The sequence below is a fragment of the Microbacterium sp. GW821-FHT01D02 genome (genome assembly GCF_059422585.1).
Genome location: NZ_JBWKXB010000001.1, coordinates 1,431,006 through 1,450,928, shown reverse-complemented (window position 1 = coordinate 1,450,928; position 19,923 = coordinate 1,431,006). Strand labels below are relative to the sequence as shown.

General features: G+C 69.9%; 18 protein-coding genes. 7 read left to right on the top strand and 11 right to left on the bottom strand.

What is annotated here, in order from left to right; genetic code table 11:
* Positions 1-36 precede the first annotated feature (36 nt).
* The 5 genes from AC07VM_RS07180 to AC07VM_RS07160 form a co-directional block, all read right to left on the bottom strand.
* Positions 37-507 (bottom strand): DUF3830 family protein, encoded by a 471-nt coding sequence (locus AC07VM_RS07180; protein WP_025102846.1) that lies wholly within the window; start codon positions 505-507, stop codon positions 37-39.
* Positions 504-1,262, bottom strand: coding sequence for a gamma-glutamyl-gamma-aminobutyrate hydrolase family protein (locus tag AC07VM_RS07175; RefSeq protein ID WP_494910521.1), 759 nt, complete (start codon positions 1,260-1,262; stop codon positions 504-506). Before AC07VM_RS07175 ends, AC07VM_RS07180 begins: the two co-directional genes overlap by 4 nt.
* Complete coding sequence (locus tag AC07VM_RS07170; RefSeq protein ID WP_494910520.1) at positions 1,259-2,749, bottom strand: aldehyde dehydrogenase family protein; 1,491 nt, start codon at positions 2,747-2,749, stop codon at positions 1,259-1,261. Before AC07VM_RS07170 ends, AC07VM_RS07175 begins: the two co-directional genes overlap by 4 nt.
* Positions 2,750-2,864: 115 nt before the next feature.
* A complete protein-coding gene (locus AC07VM_RS07165) occupies positions 2,865-3,890 on the bottom strand; it encodes an Lrp/AsnC family transcriptional regulator (protein WP_267416538.1) in 1,026 nt (341 codons plus the stop codon).
* Positions 3,891-4,126: 236 nt separating this feature from the next.
* On the bottom strand, positions 4,127-6,679 hold the full coding sequence (locus tag AC07VM_RS07160) for a fibronectin type III domain-containing protein (protein WP_494910519.1): 2,553 nt from the start codon (positions 6,677-6,679) through the stop codon (positions 4,127-4,129).
* Between the two features lie 307 nt (positions 6,680-6,986).
* On the opposite strand from AC07VM_RS07160, the gene AC07VM_RS07155 reads away from it, so the two are divergent.
* Positions 6,987-8,348, top strand: a complete 1,362-nt coding sequence (locus AC07VM_RS07155) for a hypothetical protein (protein ID WP_494910518.1) — start codon at positions 6,987-6,989, stop codon at positions 8,346-8,348.
* A gap of 61 nt (positions 8,349-8,409) precedes the next feature.
* The gene (locus AC07VM_RS07150) at positions 8,410-9,837 is read left to right on the top strand and encodes a CCA tRNA nucleotidyltransferase (RefSeq protein WP_267416534.1); all 1,428 of its coding nucleotides are present in this window, start codon (positions 8,410-8,412) and stop codon (positions 9,835-9,837) included.
* A gap of 6 nt (positions 9,838-9,843) precedes the next feature.
* Here the strand turns inward: AC07VM_RS07150 and AC07VM_RS07145 are convergent, their stop codons facing one another.
* From AC07VM_RS07145 to AC07VM_RS07135, 3 genes are read right to left on the bottom strand one after another with little or no spacing between them, the layout of a single operon-like run.
* The gene (locus AC07VM_RS07145; RefSeq protein ID WP_494910517.1) at positions 9,844-10,236 is read right to left on the bottom strand and encodes a PIN domain-containing protein; all 393 of its coding nucleotides are present in this window, start codon (positions 10,234-10,236) and stop codon (positions 9,844-9,846) included.
* Entirely contained in the window at positions 10,223-10,561 is a 339-nt protein-coding gene (locus tag AC07VM_RS07140; RefSeq protein ID WP_267416532.1) for a FitA-like ribbon-helix-helix domain-containing protein, read from the bottom strand. The genes AC07VM_RS07145 and AC07VM_RS07140 overlap by 14 nt, the downstream gene beginning before the upstream one ends.
* Positions 10,562-10,572: 11 nt before the next feature.
* Positions 10,573-11,187: a dihydrofolate reductase family protein gene (locus tag AC07VM_RS07135; RefSeq protein ID WP_494910516.1), complete on the bottom strand. Its 615-nt coding sequence runs from the start codon at positions 11,185-11,187 to the stop codon at positions 10,573-10,575.
* 69 nt (positions 11,188-11,256) lie between these two features.
* Here AC07VM_RS07135 and AC07VM_RS07130 point away from each other — a divergent pair, with 69 nt between their 5' ends.
* The 4 genes from AC07VM_RS07130 (at position 11,257) to AC07VM_RS07115 (ending at position 15,341) form a co-directional block, all read left to right on the top strand.
* Positions 11,257-11,823: a TetR/AcrR family transcriptional regulator gene (locus AC07VM_RS07130; protein ID WP_494910515.1), complete on the top strand. Its 567-nt coding sequence runs from the start codon at positions 11,257-11,259 to the stop codon at positions 11,821-11,823.
* A 76-nt stretch (positions 11,824-11,899) separates the two neighbouring features.
* Positions 11,900-13,231 carry an AfsR/SARP family transcriptional regulator gene (locus tag AC07VM_RS07125; protein ID WP_494910514.1) on the top strand — a complete coding sequence of 444 codons (1,332 nt, stop codon included), beginning with the start codon at positions 11,900-11,902 and terminating at the stop codon, positions 13,229-13,231.
* A gap of 104 nt (positions 13,232-13,335) precedes the next feature.
* The gene (gene exaC, locus AC07VM_RS07120) at positions 13,336-14,886 is read left to right on the top strand and encodes an acetaldehyde dehydrogenase ExaC (protein WP_267416528.1); all 1,551 of its coding nucleotides are present in this window, start codon (positions 13,336-13,338) and stop codon (positions 14,884-14,886) included.
* Positions 14,887-14,948: 62 nt separating this feature from the next.
* The gene (locus AC07VM_RS07115; protein WP_494910513.1) at positions 14,949-15,341 is read left to right on the top strand and encodes a DUF779 domain-containing protein; all 393 of its coding nucleotides are present in this window, start codon (positions 14,949-14,951) and stop codon (positions 15,339-15,341) included.
* Between the two features lie 242 nt (positions 15,342-15,583).
* Here AC07VM_RS07115 and AC07VM_RS07110 read toward each other — a convergent pair whose 3' ends face one another.
* Positions 15,584-16,225, bottom strand: coding sequence for a TetR/AcrR family transcriptional regulator (locus tag AC07VM_RS07110; protein WP_494910512.1), 642 nt, complete (start codon positions 16,223-16,225; stop codon positions 15,584-15,586).
* Positions 16,226-16,289: 64 nt separating this feature from the next.
* Between AC07VM_RS07110 and AC07VM_RS07105 the strand changes: the two genes are divergently transcribed.
* Positions 16,290-17,603, top strand: coding sequence for a glycosyltransferase (locus tag AC07VM_RS07105; protein ID WP_494910511.1), 1,314 nt, complete (start codon positions 16,290-16,292; stop codon positions 17,601-17,603).
* 222 nt (positions 17,604-17,825) lie between these two features.
* Here AC07VM_RS07105 and AC07VM_RS07100 read toward each other — a convergent pair whose 3' ends face one another.
* Both AC07VM_RS07100 and AC07VM_RS07095 read right to left on the bottom strand, forming a co-directional pair.
* On the bottom strand, positions 17,826-18,926 hold the full coding sequence (locus AC07VM_RS07100) for a hypothetical protein (RefSeq protein WP_494910510.1): 1,101 nt from the start codon (positions 18,924-18,926) through the stop codon (positions 17,826-17,828).
* Positions 18,923-19,891 (bottom strand): hypothetical protein, encoded by a 969-nt coding sequence (locus tag AC07VM_RS07095; RefSeq protein ID WP_267416521.1) that lies wholly within the window; start codon positions 19,889-19,891, stop codon positions 18,923-18,925. Before AC07VM_RS07095 ends, AC07VM_RS07100 begins: the two co-directional genes overlap by 4 nt.
* Between the last annotated feature and the right edge of the window lie 32 nt (positions 19,892-19,923).

Below are 19,923 nucleotides of genomic sequence, written 5' to 3'. Positions count from 1 at the left end.
CCTTCGGGATGGGTCCAGCACGGGGGGTAGAGACGCCTAGACCAGGCGTCCGATGGTGAGCTGCTTCGCTCCGTCGATACGGATCGCGGCGCTCTCCTGAGCGAATTCCGCGAGTCCTTCGGTGATGCCGGCCCAGATGTTGACGGGTGTCCATCCGAGCGGGCCGAGAATACGGGCACCACGATCGTAGAAGACTCCGATCTCGTACCACTCGAACGGCAGTCCGCCCATCTGCATCGGGCGCTGCCAGTACCACTGCAGGTCACCGGGTGCGGGCACGACCTGCTGGTTCTCCGCGGGCACGGCCTCGGGGTCGAAGTTCTGCGCCTCCTCGGGAAGCCCGACCATCACCTCGGGGCCGGCGTACATCGCGTGCATGGCCTGCATGGTGACCGGCTTCTCCAGCGCACCCCACATGGCCTCGCAGGTGCGAGGGGCGAGGTCCTCGAACAGGGTGGCGACGGCGCGGACGCCGTTCTCGTACTCGAGGAAGACCTGCTTGGTCATCGTGTTCCTTTCTCCGCAGCGGGGTGTTCCGCTGCTCGTTCACGGGCGGCCGAGACGAACGCCGCGAACAGCGGCATCTCCTCTGCGGCCTCATCGGGGTCGATCATCTTCTCGGGGTGCCACTGCACCGCCCAGAAGGGCCAGTCGCCGTCGGCTTCGACGGCTTCGACGATCCCGTCCGGAGCCCAGGCGACCGGGTGCAGGCCGGGGGCGGGGACGTCGATCGACTGGTGATGGATGGTGTTCACGGTCCGCTGCCGGGTGCCGTAGAGGGCGGCGAGACGACTGCCCTCGGCGATCGTGATCGGGTGTCGCGCGGCGAGCTGCTGGTCGGCAGCGCGCACGGGTTCGTGGTGCTCCGTGTGGGGGATGTCGACGAGGAGAGACCCTCCGAAGGCGATGTTGCTGACCTGGAGCCCGCGGCAGATCGCCAGCACGGGCAGACCGCGCTCCCGGGCACCGAGCGCGAGCGCGATCTCGAAGCCGTCGCGGGCGGGGTCGTAGGTCTTCCCCTCCTGGGGGTCGGCGCCGTAGTGCGAGGGGTGCACGTCTTCCCCGCCGGAGAGGACGAGCCCGTCGAGGCGGTCGAGCACCTCGTCGACGCCCGCGGTCGGCGGCAGCAGCACGACGGCTCCCCCCGCGGCCTCGACCGGTGCGGTGTACTCCGTGCCCAGGCTGTGGGCGGGGCGGCCGTTGCCGAGGTCGGTGTCGATGAAGCGACGCCAGGTGGTGACGCCGATGAACGGGCGGGTCACGAGAGCTCGATCCAGGTGGTCTTCAGATCGGTGAACTTCTCCAGGGCGTGCAGACTCTTGTCGCGACCGAAGCCCGAACCCTTGACCCCGCCGAAGGGGATCGTCATGTCGCCCTCCTCGAAGCAGTTGACCCACACGACGCCGGCGCGGAGGCGTCGCGACAGGGTGTGCACGGCGTTGAGGTCGGTGCTCCAGAGCGCGGCCGCGAGACCGAACTCGGTGCCGTTGGCGATCTCGAGCGCGTCGTCCACGTCGTCGTAGGCGATGACGGAGAGCACGGGTCCGAAGACCTCGCGCTGCGCCACTTCGTGCCGGGGCGTGACGCCGAGCACGACGGGGGCGAAGTAGCTGCCGCCGTCGACGGCGTGGAAGCGGTCCGCGCTGCCGGCCACGAGCCGGCCGCCCTCGGCTTCCGCGCGTTCGACGAAACCGGCGATGCCCGCGAGCTGCTTCTCGCTCACGATCGCACCCATCGAGGTGCCCACGGCGAACGGATCGGCGGGGAGGCTCGTGCGTGCGACCTCGGCGGCGATCTCCAGTGCGCGGTCGTACTGGGAGCGGGGGACGAGCAGGCGCGAGGATGCCGTGCACATCTGGCCCTGGTTGTAGAAGCAGCCGTCGGCCGTGGCGCGGACCGCACGCTCGAGGTCGGCATCCGGCAGCACCAGGCTGGCCGTCTTGCCGCCGAGCTCGGGCCAGACGCGCTTGCCGTTCGAGGCGGCCGAGTAGCCGAGGAACATCCGGCCGACCTCGGGGGATCCGGTGAAGGTGACGACATCGACGTCGTGGTGCTCGCCGAGCGCGCGGCCGGCGACCTGTCCCGTGCCGGGGGTGACGTTGAGCACCCCGGCGGGGATGCCGGCCTCGACGGCGAGCTCCGCGAGGCGGAGGGCCGAGAACGTGGTGTGCTCGGCAGGCTTGAGGACGACACTGTTGCCGACCGCGAGGGCGGGAGCGAGCTTCCAGGCGGTCATCGTCAGCGGGAAGTTCCAGGGCACGACGGCGGCGACGACACCGGCGGGCTCGCGGGTCACGAGCGCCAGGCTCCCCGGAGCCGTGACCGGCATCTCGTCGAGCACCTTGTCGGCGGCCTCGCCGTACCAGCGGAAGCAGTTCACGACGGCACGGAGCTCGGTCTGCAGCGCCTCGCGTACCGGCTTGCCCATCTCGAGCGAGATCGTGAGCGCGAGTTCCTCGGCGTTGTCGTGGATCTTCTGGGCGAAGGCGATCAGCAGCTGTCCGCGCTCGCGGGGGGCGATGCGCGACCAGGCGCCGGAGTCGAACGCGGCGCGTGCCGAGCGGACGGCCCGGTCGACGTCTGCGGCCGACGCGGCCGCGATCTGCGGGAGCACACGACCGTCTCGCGGGCTCACGGGTGCCAGGGGCTCGGCCGAGCCCTCCTCCCACGCGCCGTCGATGAACATGCGCGTGCGCAGGGACAGGGTCGCAGCGCGATCCGCCCAGTCGTCTCCAGTAGCCGTGAACACGGTCGTCCTCTCCAGGGGTGATGGCCCTGGAGAGGATACTCGCCCTATTTCGCCACTAGGTCAAGCTGTCACGAACGATCTCGCCATTTCGTTACATGCCAGTAACAGAATCGGACTACAACCGAATTGCGCCGGTGGGCATGTCGTTGGCCAGCGCCTCGGGTGCCTCGTCGACGATGAGCGAGCCGCGCAGCACGGGAGTGATGACCACCAGCGACTCCACGACCTCGAGGCCGTCGTGACCGGCGACCGCGGGCCCGGTGAGGAACTCGTAGAACTCGTCCGCGTCCTTGACGAGGACGTTCGCGAGCAGCTGCGACGTGCCGGTCGTCGCGGCGATGAACTTCACCTCGGGGGCGGCCGCGAGTGCCGCGCCGACCTTCTCCAGTCGGGCCATCGGCACCCGCAGCCACACGAGGGCCTCGAGCCCGAGGCCGAAGAGCCGCGGCACGACCTCGGTGCGCGGGTGCATCAGGCCGCGGCGGCTGAGGGAGTCCATCCGCCGACGGGTGGTCGTGACGTTCAGGCCCAGCGATCGGGCGAGCTGGGCCACCGGCATCCGTCCGTCCTTCAGCAGCAGCCGGATGAGAGCCTCCTCGTCCTCGCTCAGTGAATCCGCCGGGTCGACCTCGGAGCCGGACGACTCGTCGAGCTGACGCGCCTGCTCGTCGGTGAGCACGCCCGCGCGCCAGTCATGGCCCGAGCGGAAGAACTTCAGAACGGTCGTGACGTTGATCGAGTCGATGCCCTCGAGCTCGGGGAAGTCGGTGAAGAGCAGTTCGCGGATCGAGGCGTCGTCGTGGGGGAGCAGCATGCCCGCGATGTCGCTGCTGCCCTCCAGCACCGAGACCGAGGAGGCGTCGGCCCGACGCGCCAGCGTGCGCGCGACGTGCCACAGCGCGTGGGGTTCGGTGGTGATGCGGAACAGCACCGCGCGGGCATGCAGCACGCGGGCAGGATCGACGTACGTGGACACGCGCACGAGTCCGCGGTCGAGCAGTCGCTGGCCCCGTCGGGCCACGGTGCGCTCGGGGAGGTCGACCACGCGGGCGATCTCTCCCCACGACGCGCGGCCGTTCACCTGCAGGGCCGCGGCGACGATCCGATCGGTCTCGTCGGCCATCACATCGTTCGCGGGCACGGGTTCTCCTTCACCGGGGACGGACTCGGGTGAAGGTTATCCCAGTCCGGGGATGCCCCGAGGTGCCGGGCCCGGCCCGGACGGAGACAGATCGTGCGCCCGGTGGTGTGTCTAGGGGAGACACGCCGCGCACACGCACGTCCGTCCGGGTTTCGGCACGGGCGCACCCGCGCAGCGCGACGGAGGGCGCCGCCGAGGCCGAAGCCCCGACGACACCCTCGTGCGGACCAGGCGGGCTACTCCGCCTCGGTCGCCTCCACCGTGGCGTGCTGGCGACGACGGCGCATCGCGAACAGGCCGAGGCCGGCCGCGAGCAGCACGACCGCCGCGACGATGTACGGCATGCTGTCGGCACCGGTCGTGGCGAGATCGCCGTCCGACACACCGCCCGAGCCGTCACCCGGAGCGACCACGCCACCGCCGGGCGCCGCCGTGACGGTGATCGCGGCGGTGACCTCGGTGCCGTCCGGGAGGATCACGGCGAGTGTGTGCGCACCGGCGGGGGTGTTCGCCGGGATCGTGACCGTGCGCTGGAAGGAGCCATCCGCCGTGACGGTGACCGTGCCCAGCTGCACCGGGTCGGAGCGCAGCTCGAGCCGCAGCTCAGCGCCCTCCGCGAAGCCGCTGCCCGACACCGTGACCGTGCCGCCGGCCTTCACGGATGCCGCGCCCAGCTCGATCTCGGCCGGGACCTCGGGCTCCGGAGTGACCGGGGGAGTGACGCCCTTCTCGGTGACCCACTTCTCGCCGGCGTCCGACTTCGTCACGGTGAACGTGTCGTAGACGGCGCCGACGGGGAGGTCGGTCGTGGCGCCCGGCTGCTTCTCCGCGAGGTACGAGCGGTAGACCAGCTGGTTCTTCGAGACGTCGATGACCTGGTAGGTCGTCACGCCCTGGCCGCGCAGCACCTGGGTGGCGCCGTTGTTGGTCCAGACGTTCTTCTCGGGGGTCTCCAGGTCGTAGTGCTTCGCGCCCGAGTTCGACACGACGTAGACCGGGCCGGTGGTGATTCCGGGGGTATCGGTGGCATCGGTGTTCACGTAGCCGCGGGCGTAGGTGTGGTCGTGACCCATGAGCACCAGGTCGATGTCGTTGCGCTGGAAGACCGGCAGCCATTCGGCGCGCAGCACCGGCTCGTCACGACCCTCGGATGCCGAGAACACCGGCTGGTGGAACGTGACGACGTTCCACTTCGACGGGCTGTTCTGCAGGAGCAGGTCGAGCCATGCCGCCTGGAAGCGCGTCCACAGCACGCCGATCTGCGACGACGGGCACTCCGCACCGGTGCAGGAGGGGAGTCCGGCCGGGGTGAGGAAGGTCGTGTCGCGGGTCGCGTTCAGGGTGATGAAGCGCACGCCCTGGTAGTCGGTGTAGTACGCGGTCTCGGCGGCGAACGAGCTCCAGTGGTCGAAGAACGCGCGGTACTGCTGCGCGACGGCGGAGTCGCCCTTGGCCAGGTCGGCCAGCTCGCCGATCGAGCTCGTGGACGGGTTGTTGTGCGGGTACTCGAACGCGGCCTTCCAGGCGGTGAGCAGCTTGTCGCCGGAGTACTCGTGGTTGCCGGGGGCGGCCATGACGTTGGTGCGCACGGCCGAGTCCTTCATGCCCTTGAACCAGTTGACCCACTCGTTCTCGTTGCTCGACGTGTTGATCAGGTCGCCCGCGTGCACGGAGCCGATCGACCGGGGTGCGTTGGCCTCGGCCTGCTTCACGACGCTCGGCCACGTGGTGTCGAGGCCGATCTGGGCGTCGCCGTAGTAGATGAACTGGAAGTCGGTCGCCTTCGGGTCCGCCGTGCGGAACGAGAACCAGTCGCTCCAGCTGCCGGGGAGACCCACGCGGTACCGGTACTCGGTCGCGGCGGTCAGCCCCGTGACGGTCGCCGAGAAGTGCTTGTTCGGGTTGCCGTTCACGACGCCCGCGTCGTAGGCGTCGACCGTACGGGTGTCGCCACCGGCGGGCGGGGCGATCTCGACCTGACCGACCGTGTGCGAGGCATCGCCGGCGAGCCACGAGAACGACTGCGAGACCGCAGGCTGCTCGGTCGGGGTGAGGATGACGCGGGTCGGCGCGGCGACCACGGGGGTGCCGGGATCCGACGCCTTGACGAGGGTGAGCGACGACATGTCGAAGTAGATGTCGGAGCTCGTCTCGCGGTCCTGGAACAGCGACACCGCGATGGTGTTCGTGCCGTCGTGCAGCAGCTCGCCCTCGGCGCTGAACGTGCTCGTGAGCGGGTCGCCGTTGGAGTCGCCCGCGTATTCGACGTTCTTGGTGTCGGTGATGCGGCCGTCGACGTAGCGCGCGACCTCCTCGCCGTTGATCCAGACGATGATCGCGTCGTCGTAGGTGATCGTGCTCTGCAGGGCGGCGACCTGTTCGGCCACGCCCGCCTCGAGCTCGAACGTCGTGCGGAAGAAGTAGGTCGGCACGGTCGGGGCCTTGGTGCCGTCGAGGTAGTGGTTGAGCAGCGTCTTCGGGGTGTGCGGGCCGACCGGGGCGAGCTTTCCGCCCTTCGCGCCGAACGAGCCGGGAGCGGTCTTCCACGCGGCGTCGTCGAAGGCGGGCAGCGTCCAGTCGCGCAGGGCGGCGGGCGCGGGAGACGGGTCGGAGCCGTCGTCGAGGTAGTGCCAGGCGGTCTCGCCGGTGATCAGCGAACCCGTCGGGACCTCGGGATCGGGTGCGGCGAGGGCCGCGGGGGCGACGACGGCGCCGCCGAGCAGGGCGAGGAGCGCGACGGACGTCAGTCCGTGACGCCGCCACCGCACCGCAGGGGTGGGGGAGGTCATGTCAGTCCTTTGTGAGGTGGGGGTTTCCGTGCTCAGCCGCACGGGGCCCATCCAGCCCATCGAAGCGGGATGACCGGGGCCTGACCTCCGGGCGACCGGGAGGTGAACGGCTGTCGCGACACGCGCCGCACCCACGTCCGGCCGCGGTTGCGCGCACCCCGGCGGCTGATTCGAAGCCGATATCTTGGCGCCGCGGAACCGAGCGCCTGTGATCGATCGGTGCGCGCCTTCGATATCGTCCGCGGAGCGGGCAACCAGGGAGGGGTGTGTCATGGCGGACCGGGATGACAGGAGAGGGTTCGGAGGGGTGCTGCATCGTCTCTTCGCATCGACCGTCGAAGCACCGGCGGAGGTGAGGAGCGACCCCGTCCGTGGCGAGGCCGTGGTCGCGGCGGAGACGAAGTACGCTCGCTCCCTTCGACGGGCTGTCGGTGTGGCGGCGCTCGTCGGCTCCCTCCTGGTGGGCGTGCAGGTGCTCTTGGCGTGGTTGACGAGGACGGCTGCCGAAGCCCAGCAGACGGCCGTCTCGGTGGTCTCCCCGGCGACGCTCGACGGGCAGCAGGGAGGTGCCGCACTGCTGCTTCTGCTCCCCTCGTCGATCGCCCTCCAGGTTCTCCTCCGGATGCCCCGGGACCACGAGAACGTCGAGCCGGAGGATGCCGTCGCGCATCGGCAGTTCTGGGGACGCATGGCGGCGGTGGTGGCGATGGCATCCGCATTCGTCGCCCTCTCGACCTTCGTGAACGCGGCCGTCGCCAACGTCACCGTGAACTCTCTCGATGTGGTGGAGATGTTCGGCGTCCCCGCCGGCGCAGTGCTGGCGCTGCTGATCGCTGCGGATGCGGCGACCCAGGCGGACCTCGAAGCAGTGAGGCTGAGCCTCGCCTCGACGCGGACCGCGGAGGCGATCGAACGGACGCGCGCGGCGGTGTCGCGCATACCGGGCCGGGCAGACCAATCCCCGAAGCGGTCCCTCGTCATCCAGGGGGTCGTTGCCGGCGTCGTGGTGATCGGCGCCGGGTCGGCTCTCGTCCACGGGATGATCGGGCACGCGGGGTTGACGGCCGCGTACGCGTTCTTCGCCACGGCGCTGTCGGTGTTCGCGTTGGGCACCGCCGCCCAGATGATCCCCTCCGTGCTCCAGGCGAAGATCCTGGACACGGTGATCGTGCTGGTGCCGCCGGCGCTGGTCACGGTCGTCGTCGTGCTCGAGGGCGCCACCACGGCGATGCGGTTCGCCAGCGGGGAGGATCAGAGCCGGTACCTCACCGGGCTGACGTATGGGCTGCTGATCGCGCTTCCGCCGGTCATGATCGTCGCGGCGCTCGTGTTGCCTCGCGGCCGAGGACGAGTCTCGTCCCCGCTGTTCGCCGTCGCACGATCGAGCCTCCTGGCTCAGATAGCGCGGTTGGAGAAGGTCGAAACGCGGGGGGAATCGGATCCGTGGCGGGTGTTCGCGGCGCTGGCGATCCTCGCGAGCCCGTTGCCGCCCGTGGCGCTGGTGCTCGCGGTCATCGCGACCTGGCAGCGTCGTCAGAGCACGGATCGGCGACGCCCGCTCATCGTCGGGGCGTGGGTCGTGGCGGGGACGGTGGCGGTGATCGAGATCGTCGCGGTCGTGACGCTTCCGATCTACGGACAGGCTCTGGGGTGGTTCGCGGCGCAGTAGCGCGGGGCGACCGCGCCGGAACCACCCGGATGCGCCCACCCGCCCCGGTACGCTGGAAACCATGCTCAACATGGCCGACGGCCTCGCCCGTCTCGGCGCGCTCGCCGAGAATCCGGTCGTCCGCACCCTCTCCGCGTCGTTCGCCGAGGCGGGGTTCGACCTCGCCGTGGTCGGCGGTCCGGTGCGCGACGCGCTGCTGGGGCGGGAGACGCACGACCTCGACTTCACGACGAACGCCTCGCCCGATGACATCCTGAAGATCGTCACGCCGGTCTCGACCGCGCAGTGGGACATCGGCCGCGCGTTCGGCACCATCGGCGCCCGCGTGCAGGGTGAGCAGGTGGAGATCACGACCTACCGCGCCGACAGCTACGACGGCGTGACCCGCAAGCCGACCGTCGAGTTCGGCGACACGATCGACGGCGACCTCGTGCGTCGCGACTTCACGGTCAACTCCATGGCCCTGCAGGTGCCCGCCGTGAAGCTCGTCGACCCGACCGGCGGCGTGGAAGACCTCGTCGCGGGAGTGCTGCGCACCCCCGCCGACCCTCGCGTCTCGTTCGGAGACGACCCGCTGCGGATGCTGCGCGCGGCGCGCTTCAGCGCCCAGCTCGGGTTCCGCATCGACGACGCCACGGCCGAGGCGATCACCGAGCTGCGCGAGACCCTGAAGATCGTGAGCCCGGAGCGCATCCAGTCCGAGCTCGTGCGTCTCATGCAGACCGACGACCCGGTGCGCGGCATCCGGGCTCTGGTCGACACCGGATTGATCGACGAGTTCCTGCCCGAGGTGACCGAGCTGCGCCTCGAGGTCGACGAGCATCATCACCACAAGGACGTCTACGAGCACTCCCTGACCGTGCTCAGCCAGGCCATCGAGCTCGAGCACTCCCGGCACCCCGGCGCCGCGCCCGACGTGCCGCTCCGCATCGCCGCCCTCCTGCACGACATCGGCAAGCCGCGCACCCGCAAGCTCGAGGCCGGGGGCGTGGTCACCTTCCACCACCACGACGTCGTCGGCTCGCGCATGGCGCGCAAACGGCTGCAGGCCCTCCGGTTCGACACCGATACGACAGACGCCGTCGCGACGCTCATCGAACTGCACCTGCGCTTCTTCGGCTATGCCGAGGGGGCCTGGACGGATGCCGCGGTGCGGCGCTATGTGCGCGACGCGGGCGACCTGCTGGAGCGCCTGCACATCCTCACCCGTGCCGACGTGACCACCCGGAACAAGCGCAAGGCCGGCCGCCTCGCGGGCGCATACGACGACATCGAGTCGCGCATCGCCACGCTGCGCGAGCAGGAGGAACTCGACTCGATCCGTCCGGAGATCGACGGCAACCGCATCCAGGAGGTGCTCGGCATCACGCCGGGGCGCGAGGTCGGAGAGGCGTACAAGTTCCTGCTCGATCTGCGTCTCGACGAGGGCGTGCTCGGGCCCGAGGTCGCGGAGCAGCGCCTTCGGGAGTGGTGGGCCGCGCGCGGCTGACCTCCCTCAGCGCAGCTCGGGGACGATGATCTCGACCTCATCGGCCACGAGCTCGAAGTCCTTCGGGTCGAAGGTGAGGAGCGCGGCGCCGAGGGCATAGGCGTGCCCGGCCAGCATGAGGTCCTTGCTCCGAGCGTGCGTGGGACGGGTCCGGATCACCTCGGAGGCAAGACGCGCGTATCCGTCCGCGGCGGCCTGATCGAACGGGAGCCAGTCGGCTTCGAGGAGTGAGGAGAGGCGCATCAGTTCGTTGCGGCGACGGCGGCGGAGAACCGGATCCGTCGCGCGCTCGACCCCGAGCTGCAGTTCGGCGTAGGCGATGGCGCTCAGAGCCACGTCGTCCGGGGGCAACCGCACCGTGTCGAGCTGGATCAGCACGTTCGTGTCAAGAAGGATCACGGCTCTCCCACGGGTCGCGGAACGTGTCGAGGAAGAAGGGGTCCTGCCTGTCCGCCTCCAGCTCTTCCGCCCATTCCCGTCGCAGCCTGGCCTGTTCCGGGGTCGACGGGTTCGCGTCGACTCTCGCCATGATCTCGCTCGATGGGACCGACCACCGACGCGGACGTGCCATGCGCTGCGCGAGGTCGGCTTCGAGCCCGCTGCCACCGTTCCGGGCCAGTCTCGTCAACACGTCGCGCACCTCCGCCTCCATGGACCGGGAGTTGCGTCGGGCACGCTCCTTCAGCGCGTCGACGACATCGTCGCCGAGATTCCGAATGGTCACGGTCGCCATGTTCACCCTCCTGACAGCAGAATGCTAGCACCCGCGTCTCTCGTCGTCGCCCCCTGGCGTCGGCGCTCGAGCTCGGTGAACACGACACCGGATTCGTAGGCGACCGTCTCGACGAGGTCGAACCGCTCGGGGCGGTACGGGCGGTCGCCGAACAGCGGGATGCCCGAGCCGAACAGCAGAGGCTGCCGCTTGAGGATGAGGCGGTCGATCTCGTCGGCCACGGTCGCGGACAGAGCGCCGCCCCCGCAGAGCCAGATCGCGCCGCCCTCCTCCTGCTTCAGTCGACGAACCACGGTCACCGGGTCTTCCGCCGTGACCTCCAGGCTCTCGGCCTCCGCGGTCCTCGTGCGGCTGAACACGATCTGACGCAGGTGCGCGTACGGGCTCGGTAGGCCGCCCACGCGGTAGGTGTTCCATCCCATCAGCACCGTGTCGAAGACCTCGCGCGTCTGCGGGATGCCGAGCGCCTCGGCGGCGACGGTGGGGAGGGTGTCGGCGAAGCGGGCGTTGATCCCGGCCATGTGATCTCCCTCGACGAGGAACGCGTCGAACTCGCCGTTCGGGCCGGCGATGTAGCCGTCGAGGGTGACGGCCGCGTAGTACACGAGCTCTCGCATGATTCTCCAATCACTACAGCTGTCGCAGTTAGAGTACAACAGGCGTAGTGATTGCGCTAGGGTTCCCTCATGGTCAAGAACGACTCCCGCCGGCGGACGATCGCGGATGCCGGCCTCACGGTCCTCGCCCGAGAGGGATCGCGGGGCCTCACACACCGCGCGGTCGACATCGCCGCGCAGGTTCCGACCGGGACGACCTCGAACTACTTCCGCAGTCGCGATGCCCTCATCGAGGGACTCGTCGAGCGCATCGGGGAACGCCTCGCACCGACCCCGGACGACCTGGAGCGGCGTGCGCCGGCGACCCCGGGCCGCGCGCTCTTCGCCGACTACATCCGCGACATCGTGCGGCGGCTGACCGAGGATCGGGACGTGACGCTCGCGCTGTTCGAGCTGCGACTCGAGAGTGCGCGGCGTCCGGAGGTCGCCGCGGTGCTGGGTGCCTGGCAGCGCGCCGGCTTCGACGGCGACGTGGCCTTCAACACCGCGGCGGGCCTTCCCGGCGGTCGGCGTGAGATCGCCCTGTTCCACTATGCGATCGACGGACTGCTGCTCGACAGGCTCACCACGCCGATCGATCCGGATACCTCCACCGACGAGGTGATCGACGACCTCGTCGCCGGGCTCATCCGCTGACACGGTGGGGTGTTCCCTCCGAGGCGCGCTGCTCGTACACTGAGGCAACGCACGCTCTCGACGATCGGAGACCGCTGTGTCTGCGCCGTGGCAGGTATCTCGCGAGTCCCTCCCCCCGACCTCGCGACTTCTCATCGAGCGTGCGCATGAGGAGCTGCTCGCCGGCAACCTCGACGACCGGCGACTGCAGGAGGTGCGGCCCCTCGTCCGCGAGTCGTGGGAGCGGTCCTGGCGCGGTCGCGTCGGCCCCGAGGGTGCCCCGCCGCTCGAACTGGTCAGCGACGAGCTCGAGGCCTACCGGCTCGCCCATCCGCTCGCCTCGGTCATGGACATGATCCGCGCGCTGCTGCTGCCGGGCGAGGCGGAGGACACCGGAGTGATCATCGCGGTCGGCGACCAGGCCGGCCGCCTGCTGTGGATCGAGGGCGACGATCAGCTGCGCTCGCTCACCGACGGCATGGGCTTCGTCGCCGGGGCGAACTGGTCGGAGGAAGCCGTCGGCACGAGCGCGCCCGGAACCGCACTCGCTCTCGGCCAGTCGGTGCAGATCCGCGGCGCGGAGCACTACAACCGCCTCGTGCATCCGTGGTCGTGCACCGCCGCTCCGGTTCGCGACCCGGAGACGAAGCGGGTGCTCGGTGTCATCGACATCACCGGTGGGCCGGAGGTCGTCTCGCTGCAGGCGCGGCTGCTGGTGGATGCGACGGCCCGCGCTGTCGAGTCGGAGCTGATGGTGGCCCGTCTGCGCGCGCGGAGCGAGGAACCGCGACTCCGAGCGACCACGCCGAAGGCACGCGCTCTCACGACCGCCCGCGCGACCCTGCATGTGCTCGGTCGCGACCGGGCGCGGTTGGAGACCGAGTCCGCGCACGGCGAGTCGATGATCGAACTCAGCGCACGGCACGCGGCGATCCTGCTGATGCTCGCCGTGCATCGTCAGGGCCTCTCGGCCGAGCGCCTCTGCGAGCTCGTGTACGGCTCCGGGGTCTCGCCCGACACCCTGCGCCCGGAGATGGTCCGTCTGCGCAAGGTGCTCGAACGCTCCGCGCCCGATCTGGTGCCCGACTCCCGTCCCTATCGCCTTCCCGTTCCCCTCGACACGGATGCGCACGACGTGCTGTCCCTGCTCGATCGCGGTGCTCACCGGGTCGCGCTCACCGCGTATCGGGGACCGGTGCTGCCGGAGTCGACGTCGCCGGGCGTGGAGGAGTTCCGCGAGTCGGTGCGATCGGCGCTGCGAGAGGCGATGCTGTCCGAAGCGAGCCTCGATGTCCTGCTCGCCTACGCCGAGATCCCCGAGGGGCAGGGCGATGCCGAAGCCCTCCGCCTCGCACTGGAGATGCTCCCCGCCCGGTCACCGAAGCGCGCAGGCCTCGTCGCGCGGATCGAGCGCCTCGAGACCGACTGAGGGATGCAACCGGGCGCAACGTTGCGCATCGGGGCGCAACCCCGCGAGACCTACCTTCGGAGGACAGCCGTGAACCGAAGCGCGGCCCGTCGAAGGAGACCCCCATGAGCATCGTCGAAGAAGACGTGTCCCTCGCCTACGCCGCTCCCGGTCAGCCGGGTGCCCTCGCGAACTACCGTCCGCGGTACGGCCACTACATCGGCGGCGAGTTCGTCGACCCCGTGAAGGGCCAGTACTTCGAGAACGTGAGCCCCGTCAACGGCAAGCCCTTCACCGAGGTCGGCCGCGGCACCAGCGAAGACATCGATCGCGCGGTCGACGTCGCCTGGCAGGCGTTCGCGGGCTGGGGCAAGACCAGCCCGGCCGAGCGGTCCGTGATCCTCAACCGCATCGCCGACCGCATCGAGCAGCACCTCGAGGAGATCGCCGTCGCCGAGACGTGGGAGAACGGCAAGCCGGTGCGCGAGACCCTGGCAGCTGACATCCCCCTCGCGGTCGACCACTTCCGCTACTTCGCCGGCGTGCTGCGGGCGCAGGAGGGCGGGATCAGCCAGCTCGACGAGAACACCGTGGCGTATCACTTCCACGAGCCGCTCGGGGTGGTCGGACAGATCATCCCGTGGAACTTCCCCATCCTCATGGCCGTCTGGAAGCTGGCGCCCGCGCTCGCCGCGGGAAACTGCGTCGTCATCAAGCCGGCCGAACAGACCCCGGCGTCGCTCCTCTTCCTGTTCGACATCATCGGGGACCTGCTGCCCGCCGGCGTCGTGAACATCGTCAACGGATTCGGCATCGAGGCGGGCGCTCCGCTCGCGCAGCACAAGCGCATCCGCAAGGTCGCCTTCACGGGCGAGACCACGACCGGACGACTGATCATGCAGTACGCCTCGCAGAACCTCATCCCGGTCACGCTGGAGCTCGGAGGCAAGAGCCCGAATGTGTTCTTCGAAGACGTCGCGCGCTCGACCAGCGACCCGTTCTACGACAAGGCGCTCGAGGGCTTCACGATGTTCGCGCTCAACCAGGGGGAGGTGTGCACGTGTCCGTCGCGGGCGCTCATCCAGCGGTCGATCTACGACGGCTTCCTGGCCGACGGGCTGGAGCGGGTCGGCAAGGTCGTGCAGGGCAACCCGCTGGATCCCGCCACCATGATCGGCGCGCAGGCGTCGAACGACCAGCTGGAGAAGATCCTCAGCTACATCGACATCGGCAAGCAGGGCGGTGCGCGACTGCTCACCGGCGGCGAGCGGGTGGATCTCGGCGGCGACCTCAGCGACGGATTCTACGTCGCGCCGACCGTGTTCGAGGGCACGAACGACATGCGCATCTTCCAGGAGGAGATCTTCGGCCCGGTGCTGTCGGTCACCTCGTTCGACGGCTTCGACGACGCGATCTCCATCGCGAACGACACCCTGTACGGGCTGGGTGCGGGGGTGTGGAGCCGGAGCGGCGACACGGCCTACCGTGCGGGCCGGGCGATCGAGGCCGGACGTGTGTGGACGAACACCTACCACCAGTACCCGGCGCACGCGGCGTTCGGCGGATACAAGCAGTCGGGCGTCGGGCGGGAGAACCACAAGATGATGCTCGACCACTACCAGCAGACCAAGAACCTCCTGGTCTCCTACGCGGAAGGCCCGATGGGCTTCTTCTGATCCGCACTCTCCGGGCGGACGCTCCCCGCGTCCGCCCGGACCCGTCCCCGGAAGGACGAACCATGGTCAGCATCGGCACCTACCAGCGGGTCGACGTGACGGATGCCGCGGCGTCCCTCGTGCGCGAGCTGACCCGGCAGCACGGACCGCTCATGTTCCACCAGTCGGGCGGGTGCTGCGACGGCTCATCGCCCATGTGCTATCCCCTCGGCATGTTCCTCACCGGACCCGGGGACGTGCTCCTGGGCGGACTCGACGTCGGCCTGGAGGCGCCGGTCGAGGTGTACATGTCGGAGTCGCAGTTCGAGTACTGGAAGTACACGCACCTGACCATCGACGTGGTGCCGGGGCGAGGCGCGGGGTTCTCCGTCGAGGGTCCGACGGGGATGCGGTTCCTGATCCGGTCGCGGATGCTGAACGACGCGGAGCTGGAGTACTTCGGCCTCCGTCGCTGACGTCGTTCGCGGGCCGCGGCCTCGGTGTCTCCCTCCTGCAGCATGCGACGCTCAGGGCTCTCGACGCGGCCGAGACCATCGGCATCCACGCGGTCCTGGTTCACGCGATCAACGACGATGTGGTGCCGTTCTACGAGCGGTGCGGATTCACGGCGTTTCCCGGCGCGCGGCGCACGCTGTACCTGCTGACGAAGGATGCGCGCGCAACGCTCGTGCGGTGAGCGGATGCCGGCGCTCCGGATTCAGTGACCCGACGCGACCTCGCTGAGGACCGCAGCGCGCAGCCAGGTCGCGTAGTGGTCGGACGTCCAGCCGGACTGGGCGACGAGCTGCTGGTAGCTCTCGGGCGAGAGCAGGAAGGACAGTGCCGCGGCGGCGGCGGCCTCGTCGATCCCGGCCCCCGCGATCCCCCGCCGGAGCAGCTCGGACACCAGGCGGCGATAGTCCGCGCGGCGGTGCTCGAGGATCCGCCCGAGCGCCTCGTCGACCACGGGGTCGGACAGCGCGGCCCCGAGGAGCACGGTCCACAGGCCGTGTCCGCGCGCGTTCGCGGTGGTGATCTGGGTGAGCACCGCGTCGAGGAAGGCGTCGTCCGGGAGGTCGAGCACGCCGGCCGCGACCTCGGTGTCGGTGAGGGACTCGGCGGCCTCCGATCCCGAGAACGTCACCTCGAACGCCGCGATCAGCAGCTCGGCCTTCGAGGCCGTGGTCTTGACGGTCTCGGCGGAGACCCCCGCTTCACGCGCGATCGCGGCGATCGTGGTCGCCTGATAGCCCTGTGACGCGAACAGGGCGGCGGATGCGGAGACGATCCGGGCCCGTGTCTCCTGGGCCTGACGGGCGCGCAGTTCGGATCGGTAGGCGCGAGGAGCTGCCTCAACCATTGACTTTCCTATCGGGGTGATGAATACTACGACGGTACATTCAATCTTAGGGAAAGAACCGTCCATGTCCAGCTACCTCATCACCTGCACGCCCGCACACGGCCACGTCGTGCCGCTGTTGCAGATCGCCCGCCACCTGCTGTCCCGCGGTCACGACGTGAGCTTCCTCACCAGCAGCCGCTACGCCGAGCGCGTCGAGTCGACCGGGGCGCGCTTCCTTCCGCTCCCCGCCGACGCCGATGTCGATCTCGACGACGCGGACGGAGCCTTCCCCGAGCGCGTGGGGCTCACCGGACCCGCGGCGCTGCGCTTCGACATGAGCAACCTCTTCGTGCGGCCCGGCGCCGCGCAGCTCGCCGCCGTCCGCGCGGAGCTGGAGGCCCGCCCGGTCGATGCCGTGCTCACCGAGCCGCTGTTCGTCGGCGGTGCCCTCCTGCAGCTGCTGCCCGCGCACGAACGACCGCCCGTGGTCGTGCTCGGCATCTTCCCCCTCGGCGCCCGCAGCAGGGACACGGCGCCGTTCGGGCTCGGGGTCCCGCCCCTGCCGGGGCCGATCGGCCGCCTGCGGAACTCGGTTCTGCGCACCGTCGCGGAGCGCGCGATCTTCGGCGGCATCCAGAAGGAAGCCGACGCGATGGCGCGACGCGAGGTGGGGCGCGACCTCGGCGGGTTCGTGCTCGACTGGGCCGGCCGGGCGGACGCCTACGTGCAGTTCACCGTGCCCGAGTTCGAGTACCCGCGTGCCGATCTTCCGGCGACCGTGCACTTCGCCGGGCCGCTGCCCCCTTCGCCCTCCGACCCCGCGGTGCCGACGTGGTGGTCCGATCTCGACGGCACCCGTCCTGTGGTGCACGTGACGCAGGGCACCATCGCCAACTCCGACTTCGGGCAGCTCGTCGTCCCGACGATCGCGGCGCTCGCGGCATCCGACGCCCTCGTCGTCGTGTCGACCGGCGGACGGTCGGTCGATGCGCTCGCCGGGAAGCTGCCGGACAACGTCCGCGTCGCCGAGTACCTCCCCTACGACAAGCTCCTGCCGCTCGTCGACGTGCTCGTCACCAACGGCGGCTACGGCGGCGTGCAGCAGGGCCTCGCCCATGGCATCCCGCTCGTGGTCGCGGGGCAGACCGAGGACAAGGTCGAGGTCTGCGCCCGGGTCGGATGGTCGGGTGCGGGCGTGAACCTGCGCACGAGCACCGCCACCCCGGCCCAGGTGGCACGCGCCGTGCATCTCGTGCGGTCCGACCCGTCGTTCCGCGCGAACGCCCAGCGGATCGGTGCGGCCATGCGCGACGCGGACGCCTGGCGGTCGCTCGACCGTGCGCTCGACCAGCTCGTGGAGCGATGGGGCATCCTCCGCAGCGGTGCTCGGCGCTGAGGCCGTGCGCGAAAGCGCATTCCCCTGCATGGATGCAACGTGATGCAACCCCATCCGGTATACCATTCTCGTATACGCCCAGCAGCGTCAGTCCCCAGCTGACCGCGGGCGGGACGGCACAGCCGTCATGCGGAGGGAGAGTCGATCTTCTTTCGATCCCGAGGGGGGATGGGGTGGGAGTTCGGTCCCCAGCCGACACCCACCCCCACACTCGGGTCCGCGTCAGTTGATCCGGCTCAGGATCCAGAACGCGACGAAGCCGATCACGATGATGATCGGCAGCCAGGTGCCTCCGCGCTTCAGCCGTCGTCCCTGCGGCGCCACGCCGGGCGGCGGCGTGAGCAGCCCCACCGGGGGTGCGAAGGGGAGCGCGGCGCTCGGCGACATCGCCGGCACCGCCACGCCCGCGTTCTCGGCGACGAGCCGCTCGTCACGCCAGCGTGCCCACTGGTCGAGCTTCGTCAGGAGGGCGCCGACCGCGCCGAACAGCCAGGCCCAGGTCGCCGGGTCCAGCGTCGATGCCTTGCGCTGCGTGTACAGGAACAGCCAGTCGTCGACGATCTCCACGTCGAGCTCGGCCGCGTTGTCGATGAACCGCGCCATGATGTCCGGCGTGAACAGGTACAGGGCGTCCCGCTCGTATCCGGCGGGACAGTACAGCGTGAAGTGCTGATCGAAGTCGCCCTCGAGCGACAGCCGCTGCGCCTTCTGGAACGACGCCGGCAGGTTCGAGCCGAAGCCGTTGTTGCCCTTCGCATCGAGCACGATGTTCGGCAGCGGCACGTCGAGCTTCACGGCGACGTACCCCCAGCGGTAGGTCGTGGAGTTCTTCCCCGACTGCACCGTGTACTGGTAGTTGCCGAACTCGACGAAGCGGGGCCGCGACCCCCGGACCAGATCCGTCGACTGGCGTGACCGGCCGAGGCTGAAGATCATGCCGGGCAGGGGCGGGTCGACGACCTTCGGCTCGTACGTCATGCCGTTCGCCTGTGCGAAGCGGTGCAGCCGGTACCGGGTCGCCTGTGCGTTGCGCACCCCGAGCCAGATCATCACCCCCACCGCCGCGAGGAGGAGGGCGATGAGCACCAGCGGGATCGCCGCCGACGCCGCGGAGTCGCCGAAGGATGCGAGACTCACGAACAGGGTCACCAGGATCGGGAGCAGGACGACCGCCGCGATCGCCACCGCGACGATGCCGATGATCGTGGAGGCCGACATCGAGGTCGACTGCCGGGAACGCAGCTCTGCCGCGAAGGCGCGCACCGCTGCCGCATCGACCGGTTCGGTGAGGGGGCGGGCGTCGAACGTCTGCGGCGACGTCACCGGTTCACCGTGTCGCCGCCCCAGGTCAGGTCGGCCCCCTCCGGGATCGGGAACGCCTCCAGGCGGTCGTCCGCGCAGAGCGCCGCGATCAGGGCGGGGGAGCCGGACACGATCGTCGAGTCGTAGTCGACCTCGCTCACCATCACCCAGGCGCGGTCCTCCGGCCAGAGGATGCTCGGACTCTGCGCCGCCGGCGGGAGGCCGTGCTCCTCGGCGGGACGGTCGCGCCACGGGACATGCAGCACCCAATCCGGATCGGCGAAGGCACGGGGCGCCGCGGAGAACAGCACGTGCGATCTCCCCGGAAGCTCGAACCGGGGTCCTTCGGAGATCTCCCGCGAGAGGATGCCCTCCTGCCAGGTGGGCTTGCGGAACGCGTTGTTGAACGGATCGTGCACGCTGCGGTCGAGCATCGCCTGATGGTTCGGGTCGTCGGAGAAGGTCAGGAAGCCGCGCGAGGGCGTGTGGCCGAAGAAGCCGACCAGACCGCCGCGACCCTCCCAGAGCGCGGCCACGCCGGCATCCGGCGTCTCCGTGTGCGCGATGAGGTGCGAGGCGATCGTCGTCAGGAGCTCGGGCTCGACCTCGCCGTCGTTCGGGGCGAGGAACTCACGACCGTCGGGGGCGATCCGCGAGCCCCAGTCGGCATCTTCCGGAGTACGTACGATCCGCTGCCACTGCGCCAGCGGATGCAGGACGGTGCCGAAGACCTCTGCGGTCTGCGCCCACGTCACCGGATCGGCGACGAGCTGATCGAAGAGTGCGCTCCGCTCCTTGTCCGAAACCCGCTCCCACTCGTCGGATGTCGGGATCGCACGCCCCCGCAGGGACCGGACGATCGCCGGATGCAGGATGCGTGCGTAGGCGGGGAAGCCTCGCGGGACGACGCCGTGCATGGTCTCGTAGCTCTCGTCGATCCGCTCGCGCAGCCACGTCCCCGTCGAGGGATCAGATATCCACTCCATGCCCCCACGCTACCCAACACGGTCGTCTCCGC